This window comes from Actinoallomurus acaciae, from assembly GCF_042429965.1.
Taxonomy (GTDB): Bacteria; Actinomycetota; Actinomycetes; order Streptosporangiales; family Streptosporangiaceae; genus Actinoallomurus; species Actinoallomurus acaciae.
Window position 1 is genome coordinate 1 of record NZ_JBHLZP010000524.1, and the last position, 5490, is coordinate 5490.

At 72.7% G+C, this 5490-nt stretch carries 5 protein-coding genes; 2 read left to right on the forward strand and 3 right to left on the reverse strand.

Going from position 1 to position 5490, the window contains the following annotated elements; genetic code table 11:
* The 3 genes from ACFFNX_RS40720 to ACFFNX_RS40730 form a co-directional block, all read right to left on the reverse strand.
* Window positions 1-642, reverse strand: a 642-nt coding sequence (locus tag ACFFNX_RS40720) for a TgpA N-terminal domain-containing protein (protein ID WP_378211525.1), incomplete at its 3' end; no start/stop codon positions are given.
* The gene (locus ACFFNX_RS40725; protein WP_378211526.1) at window positions 639-2024 is read right to left on the reverse strand and encodes a DUF58 domain-containing protein; all 1386 of its coding nucleotides are present in this window, start codon (window positions 2022-2024) and stop codon (window positions 639-641) included. The genes ACFFNX_RS40725 and ACFFNX_RS40720, both read right to left, overlap by 4 nt.
* 14 nt (window positions 2025-2038) lie before the next feature.
* Window positions 2039-3019: an AAA family ATPase gene (locus tag ACFFNX_RS40730; RefSeq protein WP_378211527.1), complete on the reverse strand. Its 981-nt coding sequence runs from the start codon at window positions 3017-3019 to the stop codon at window positions 2039-2041.
* A 503-nt stretch (window positions 3020-3522) separates the two neighbouring features.
* Between ACFFNX_RS40730 and mraZ the strand changes: the two genes are divergently transcribed.
* Both mraZ and rsmH read left to right on the forward strand, forming a co-directional pair.
* Window positions 3523-3954 (forward strand): division/cell wall cluster transcriptional repressor MraZ, encoded by a 432-nt coding sequence (mraZ, locus tag ACFFNX_RS40735; RefSeq protein WP_378211528.1) that lies wholly within the window; start codon window positions 3523-3525, stop codon window positions 3952-3954.
* Window positions 3955-4278: 324 nt separating this feature from the next.
* Window positions 4279-5346: a 16S rRNA (cytosine(1402)-N(4))-methyltransferase RsmH gene (gene rsmH, locus ACFFNX_RS40740; RefSeq protein WP_378211529.1), complete on the forward strand. Its 1068-nt coding sequence runs from the start codon at window positions 4279-4281 to the stop codon at window positions 5344-5346.
* The last annotated feature ends 144 nt before the right edge of the window (window positions 5347-5490 follow it).

The following is a 5490-nucleotide window of genomic DNA, read 5'->3' on the forward strand; positions in this document are numbered from 1 at the left end:
GAGCGGGCCGGAGTCCGGCCGCTCGTCGACGGGGACGGCCGGCGACCAGCGGCGGGTGAACACCGCACGGCCCCAGCCGGCGAGCTGGTCCCGGCCGTCCGCGACCAGGAGCCCGAGATACCCGCCCGCGCTCAGCAGGAAGGCCAGCCAGCCCGCCGCCTGCTGCCGTACCGCCGCCGGCACGCTGTAGATCGCCAGGAGCGGAAGCCCCGCGAGCGCCGCCCGGCGGGCGCGCACCGCCAGGAAGTCGACGAGGACGGCCACCAGGCCGATGCCCGTGGCCGTGAGCATGTTGATCGCGGGCAGCATCGGCACCGGTGCCGCGTAGGCGTTCGCGTCGTGCCAGCCCTCGCCGAGCAGCCGGCCGAGCCGCGCGGTCGAGGAGGGCGTCGGGACGACGGCGAGCAGCGACTGCCCGGAGGCGACCAGAACAGTGAGGTAGAGGAACAGGGCGGCCAGCCCGATCAGCGGGCACAGCACGGCGGCCACGCGGAACCGCCGGGTGAGCGTCCCGGCGACGCCCACCACCAGGATCGCGCCGAACCCGGGGCCGAACCATCCGCCGGACTCGTACAGCGGGTACAGCCCGACCGTCGCCAGCAGCGTGGCCACACCCGCCACGATCGTCAACCGCAGCCTCACGACGATCCTCCCCGGCTCGTTCCGTTCGTACCGGCACCGTCCACGTCGCCGCCCGGTGCCGGCGGCCGGGCACCCGCGCGGTGCCGCACCGCGCGCAGCTCGGAGTTCTCCGACGCCTGGTCCGCTCCGGCCCACGCGGCCGGCAGCGAGGCCGCCGAGTCGATGATCAGCACCCGCCAGCCCGCCGCGCGCAGCACCGAGCCCGCCCGCGCCGCCGAGTGCTCCTCGTCCCCGACCAGCACCGCGACGCACGTGGCGGTGCCCTGCCGGGACCGGGCCACGTCCTGGACGTCCTCGGCGGTCAGCCGGCCGAAGACGCCCACGACCAGGCCGTCGCCGTCGCGCGCCGTGGTGCGCAGCGCGGCCAGCCCGGCCCGCAGCGACCGGCCGGCGGACGTACGGGCGACCGCCAGCGAGTCCAGCAGCGCTCCCTCGAAGGCGGTGGTGGGGGAGAACGTCTCACCCTCGTCCGTGACGTACCGCAGGCCGAGCCCCTCGCGCCCGAGCTGCACGCCGATCGAGGCCGCGACCGAGACCGCCTGCTCGAAGGAGGACGCGGCGCCGTCGCCCCAGTGCGCGACCCGGCGGGTGTCGAGGAAGAGGGTGCCGCGGCTCTGCCACTGCTGCTCCTCGCGCCGGACCATCAGCTCGCCGTGCCGGGCCGTCGACCGCCAGTGCACTCGCCGCAGGTCGTCGCCGTGGCGGTACTCCCGCGGCGCGACGTCGTCCTCTCCCGCGGTGGAGATCGCGCGGGCCCGGCTCTCGCCGCCGCCCGTCCACGAGCCGGTCAGCCGGCCGTGCGGCAGCGGCACGATCGGCGGCGTGACGGTCAGCCGGCTGGAGGTCGTGAACGACCGGGCCAGCTCGACGAGCCCGAACGGGTCGGCGAGGCGTACCAGCAGCGGCCCGACCTGGTAGCGGCCCCGGACGTCCGGGCGGATCCGGTAGACCATCTCCCGCCCGCCGCCGGGCTCGATCCGGTCGACGACGAAGCGCGCGCGGTCGCCGAGCGTGTACGGGACCTGGTCCTCCACGAGGAGGATCCCGGTCGGCAACCGCGAGATGTTCTGCAGGACGATGCCGACCTGGGCCTCGTGCCCCACGGGCAGCCGTGACGGGTCGGCGCGGCGTGTGCACGAGAGCCGGTAGCGCGTCCGGGACACGACCAGCCCCGACAGGAGCGGCAGGGCGAGGATGAGCACACCCGCCCGCAGCAGGTCGCGCTCACCCAGGACGAACGCGCAGACGATCGCGGTGACGCCCGCCGCGACGAACGATCGGCCGCGAGTCGTCAGCGAACCGAGTGTCCTGCGGACGGCGCGCACCGGCCGGAACGGCCCGGGCCCTCCGGTGCCGCGGCTCGTCGCGATGCCCTTGTCCACGCCGGCGCCGTTCCCTAGCGCCGGGGGTCGGGCACCGGCACGTGGGCGACCAGCTCGGCGACCATGTGTTCGGGCAGACGGCGCTCGACCTGGGCCTCGGCGGTCGGCAGGAGCCGGTGGGCGAGCACCGGCACGGCCAGGTACTGCAGGTCGTCGGGCAGGACGTAGTCCCGGTCCTCCAGCGCGGCGTACGCGCGGGCGGCCCGTACGAGGTGGAGCGTCGCCCGCGGCGACGCGCCGAGGCGCAGCTCGGGGTGCTCACGGGTGGCGGTGACCAGGGCGATGGCGTAGTTGCGCACGGAGGTGGAGACGTGCACATTGCGGACGAGCTCGGTCAGCTCGCGTACGTCGCCGGCCCGCGCCACGGGGGAGAGCTCGTCCAGCGGCGAGGTCCGGCCGTGCACGTCGAGCATCTCCAGCTCCGCGCCGGGCTCGGGGTAGCCCATCGAGATGCGGGCGGTGAAACGGTCGCGCTGGGCCTCGGGCAGCGGGTAGGTGCCCTCCATCTCGACCGGGTTCTGGGTCGCGATGACCATGAACGGCCCGTCCAGGCCGTACGTGTGGCCGTCCACGGTGACCTGGCGTTCCTCCATGCACTCCAGGAGCGCGGACTGCGTCTTCGGGGAGGCGCGGTTGATCTCGTCGCCCACGACGATGTTGGCGAAGACCGGACCCGGCTTGAACTCGAACTCCCGCCGCTCCTGGTTGTAGGCGCTGACGCCGGTGATGTCGCTCGGCAGCAGGTCGGGGGTGAACTGGATCCGCCGCACCGAGCAGTCGATGGAACGGGCGAGCGCCTTGGCGAGCATGGTCTTGCCGACCCCGGGCACGTCCTCGATGAGTAGGTGGCCCTCGGCGAGAAGAACGGTGAGTGCGAGGCGCACCACATCCGGCTTGCCCTCGATGACGGACTCGATGGCCCCGGAGATCCGGCCCGAGATCTTCGCGAGACCCTCCAGCCCCCGTCCGACGTCACCGTGTGTGCTGACTGCCACTAACCCCTCCTCGGGCCATCCGCGCGGCCACGCGGCCCGCCGCCGGTCCGCGTCGGCCCGGCCTCGTCGCACACGGATGCGGATGGGGAGCTCCATCCGGTTTGTTCATGTTGTTGTGTTGCACCGACAGTACGTCTTTTGGGCTGGTTGGTGCGATGCTCCGTGCAGGAGAGTAACCCTCGGCCCGGCTAACGGCCGCATCCGGGTGTTATTGGAATCACACGCCATTTCGGATTCCCCACTTCGCTCCATCGCGCGCGACGAGTCGGCGCGTTTCCCACCATTCGGCCGCCTTCCGTCTTCACAATGCGCCGCGGCTCCTCATGACCGCCGCCGGGGGCCTCGTGGGCGCCCCACACTGCTCCACCTCTCTGACCTGCGGCTTTGTCTTGGGAAACGCCGCGAGCCAGGCGTTTTGGTCGTTGACCGTGGGGCAGAGTGGAGTAGAGTGGGGCGCCGTGGGGCAGGGTGCATCGCCTCACAGGGGGCGGAGGTGAGGCCGGATGTTCCTCGGCACTCATTCACCGCGCCTTGATGACAAGGGACGACTGTTCCTACCGGCGAAGTACCGCGAGGAGCTCTCGGGGGGATTGGTGATCACGAAGGGTCAGGAGCGCTGTCTCTACGTCTTTCCTGAGGCGGAGTTCCAGCGCATCACCGAGGCGCTTCGCACCGCGCCGGTCACCGCCAAGGCCGTGCGGGACTACAGCCGGGTCTTCTTCGCCAGCGCCTCAGATGAGGTTCCCGACAAACAGGGGCGGATCACCATTCCACCGCCCCTGCGCACGTACGCCGGCCTGAGCCGCGACTGCGCCGTCATCGGAGCCAACACGCGCTTGGAGATCTGGGACGCGACCGCGTGGGAGACCTACCTGTCCGAGCAGGAGCCGCAGTTCTCCGACCTGTCCGAGGAGGTGCTGCCCGGAATTCTCTGACCGCACCATCGCCGGTCGCGGATCCGTTCGGCGAGGTCTCCACCCGCTCCCAACTGGCGCACCTTCCCCGGTGCCAGATGGCCGTAGCACATCTTCCTCCACGGAACAGCGGATGGGGACCTGGCCGGGCGACGTCCGTAACGGGGGCCGGCGAAAAGCCATTGAGCGGTGAGCCGCAGAGCGCACCGGGGCGCTGGCGCCCGGGTGGGAGTCCGCGTCGGCCGTCCACGGGGTGCTCTATGCGCTTCTTCGGCACGGCGGACCACCAGGCGAGCGCGGCATCAGCGCCGTCCGCGAGCAGTGGCGTCATGTGAGAGGTATTCGATGCGAGGCGACGAAGAGCGCGAGGGGGGACCACGCGCGGCGGGGCACGTGCCGGTCATGCTCGACCGGATCCTGGCACTGCTGGGGCCGGCCCTGTCGACGCCCTCCGATGAGGACGTGTTCTTCGTCGACGCGACCCTCGGCCTGGGCGGACACGCCGCGGCCGTGCTCGAGGCCCACCCACGCGCCACGCTCATCGGTCTCGACCGCGACACCAGCGCCATCGAGCGGTCCGGGCGGCGCCTGGAGGCCTACGCCGCGCGGACGCATCTGGTCCACGCCGTCTACGACGAGATCCCGCGGGCCCTCGCCGATCTCGGCGTCTCCGGCGTCCACGCCGTGCTCTTCGACCTCGGCGTGTCCTCTCCCCAGCTCGACGAGGCCGAGCGCGGCTTCGCCTACTCCTATGACGCACCGCTCGACATGCGGATGGACCGCACCCAGGAGCTCACCGCCGAGCAGGTGGTCAACACATACTCCGCTTCGGACCTCGCGCGCATCCTGCGCGTCTACGGCGAGGAGCGGTTCGCGCGGCGCGTGGCGGAGGCGATCGTACGGGAGCGGGGGCGCGCCCCGCTGACCTCGACGGGCAGGCTCGTCGAGGTCGTCCGTGACGCGATCCCTGCCGCCGCGCGCCGCACCGGGGGCCACCCGGGCAAGCGCACCTTCCAGGCCCTGCGCATGGAGGTCAACGGGGAGCTCCCCTCGCTCGAGCGGGCCATCCCGGCCGCGCTCGACGCCCTCGTGGTGGGCGGCCGCGTCGCGGTCCTGTCCTACCACTCGCTCGAGGACCGCATCGTCAAGCGGGCCTTCGCCGAGCGGACCACCGACACGACACCACCCGATCTGCCGGTTCCCCTGCCGGAACGACAACCGCGTTTCCGCCCGCTCACCCGGGGCGCGGAGCAACCGTCCGACGAGGAGACCACGACCAACCCACGGGCGGCGTCGGCGCGGCTTCGCGCCGTCGAGCGGATCCGTGAGCGTGAGGGACGTCCGCGAGGCGGCACGAGGCCGCTCGACGAAGACCCGCCGAGCGGGCGGAGTCAAGCAGGAGGCACCACATGACCATCACGACTCCGCCGCAGGAGACCCGCACCCGCCGCCCACGCGGGGACGATGACACGGCGGCCCGGCGGCCGGCGCGCCGCCGTCGTCCGTCCGAGTCGCGCGAGGCCCAGGGGGACGCGGCCACGGGCGGAGCGGTCAAGC

Excerpts from the sequence above, each read along its gene's own strand:
- mraZ (WP_378211528.1), top strand. The coding sequence starts at position 3,523 with ATGTTCCTCGGCACTCATTCACCGCGCCTTGATGACAAGGGACGACTG.
- rsmH (WP_378211529.1), top strand. The coding sequence starts at position 4,279 with ATGCGAGGCGACGAAGAGCGCGAGGGGGGACCACGCGCGGCGGGGCAC.